Below are 2,107 nucleotides of genomic sequence, written 5' to 3' on the forward strand. Positions count from 1 at the left end.
AAAAACGCCGGTCAGGCCAGCGCGCCGCGTAACGCTCTAAATCTTTACGGATTTTTTCGCGGCCAATCACGCCCTCATCGTAATACTGGACGCGATCGGCAAAGAACTCCGTTTCCGAGCCGACATGCGGATCCAGCCCGGCGAGCACAAATGCACCCACATAATCGCGCAAGCGTTCGGTGCTGAACCCTGGCGACGAAGAAACGGTGTCCGATGCTGTAGCCGGCGGCGCTGACGCCGGCTCTGTGCTCCCCGAGAAGAGTGGCGTTGTAGCCGTGGGCGGTGACCGCGCCGGCATTTCGGCGCCGCTTCCCGGTGTTCCCGCGCTGCGAGAGGACGAAGTCTCTCGCGCATTGTTAGGCGTTTGTTGGTTGCTCATGCGCAACCGTCGCCACGTTTCGGAACTCTGCGTGCGATCTGCTGCCGTTGTCGCCACCGCCGGCTTAGCGTCCAATGCCTTGCTCGTCTCCGTGTCGAGCTGCCCGGTACTCGGGAGCCCATTCCGAATCTGGTAACGGCCGAGCGCCGCGGCCAATTCGCTGCTGTACGCACCGTCGATATCACCGAAGTACAAACCGGCCTCGTGCAATTTCATCTGCACGACGCGCACGTTCTCCTCTGCCCAGCCAGCGCCCGCATTCTCGTCTGCCGAAACTAATCCGGCGAACGCAATCCCAATCGTGACCGCCAAAGCAACAAAATGCATCGCCACATGATTTAATCGAACGCCACGCCGGCTTCGCTCCTCCAAACTGCCGTGACGGTAGGGATCACTCCCGTGAGTACCGCTTCGTAGCAGCAGTCTCTGACTGGCGGCGAATCCTTCTTACTTTTTCCTTCTTCGTTCTTACTTTACTTCTGCCGTGCCGATCATCGTTTTTGCGCTGCTGCTTTTTGTCCTGCTCGCCTTGCTGGGTGTCGTTTTGCTTTCGCTTGCTTTGCGTTACCGCGCTGGCACTGCTCGCCGGCTAGCACGACGCTGGGTCGCGACCCTCAATCTATGCATGACCAGCTTCTCCGCCGTTTTCTTTATCTCGTTCACGTTGCTTCTTTCCTTTTGGATCGGGTCAGCGTTTCGATTCTCCTTGATTGGAATGGGCGTTGGAGGCATTCTCGGGTTGCTCGGCTTGGCGCTGACTCGTTGGGAAAGCCGACCCGAAGGACTTTTCTATACTCCGAGCCGCTGGCTCGCTTTCATCATTGTATTCGCGATCGCCGCACGTGTTGTTTACGGCTGGTGGCACGCTACGCACCCCGGCAGCAGCGCTCCTGGCCATCAGCATTGGCTGATCACCGCCTCCGGGACGCAGCTTTCGCTGGCAGTTGCTGCCGGGTTGATAGGCTACTATCTGGTTTACTCAATTGGAGTGCGCCTGCGATTTAGGTGGTACGAGCAATGCCGGTCCAGTTAAGCGCGGGTCCAATGATGTTGGCTAGTGTTATTCGGATGCGATCGAAAATTGCTGAAAAATTTCCAGAATAGGCCACGAATTATTCCCAATGCTTAGCCGCGACTGGGAAGTGGTTCCACGTCGTGATTGATAATCTTTACTTCTTCTTTGTGTGTGAGGAGCGAACCGACACCAACGCTTCAAGTTAATCTTGATCCGCGGTTCCAGCATCGACAGCGGCAGCCTGGTCTCGATCTCCTTCGGGCGCTGGCAATCATCATCGTCGTCGTCTATCACGCCGGCATCATGGGTTTTCCGTGGCCCGGTCGCGTGCACCGCGGGGGTTGGATCGGTGTAGATCTTTTCTTTGTTCTTAGCGGTTATCTGATTGGCGGCCAGCTTCTCGCGGAGCTCGCGCGCAACAACCGTCTGAATCTGCGACGATTCTACGCACGCCGGGCTTTGCGGATCTTGCCGGCCTACCTTTTCATTCTCACGATCTACTTTTTGCTGCCCTTGTGGCGCGAGTATCCGGATATGGCCCAGCCGCTCTGGAAATTTTTGTTCTCCCTTCAAAACATCGCGCTGCACGGCGGTACCGCGTTTTCGCAATGCCTGGTCGCTTGCGGCGGAAGACCAGTTTTATCTCGCGCTTCCGTTTATTTTGCTGGTCGTCTTCTGGCGGCCCCGTGCTGCCATCGTTCTTTCGTGTCTGA

3 protein-coding genes are annotated in these 2,107 nt (G+C 57.1%); 2 read left to right on the top strand and 1 reads right to left on the bottom strand.

Annotated elements, in window-relative coordinates:
* A partial coding sequence (locus DMG62_24325) for a hypothetical protein (protein ID PYY19742.1) occupies window positions 1-712 on the bottom strand: 712 nt, incomplete at its 3' end.
* Between the two features lie 151 nt (window positions 713-863).
* On the opposite strand from DMG62_24325, the gene DMG62_24330 reads away from it, so the two are divergent.
* Complete coding sequence (locus DMG62_24330) at window positions 864-1,412, top strand: hypothetical protein (GenBank protein ID PYY19743.1); 549 nt, start codon at window positions 864-866, stop codon at window positions 1,410-1,412.
* 126 nt (window positions 1,413-1,538) lie between these two features.
* Window positions 1,539-2,107, top strand: a 569-nt coding sequence (locus tag DMG62_24335; GenBank protein PYY19744.1) for a hypothetical protein, incomplete at its 3' end; no start/stop codon positions are given.

The organism is Acidobacteriota bacterium (assembly GCA_003225175.1).
Lineage (GTDB): Bacteria > Acidobacteriota > Terriglobia > Terriglobales > Acidobacteriaceae > Gp1-AA112.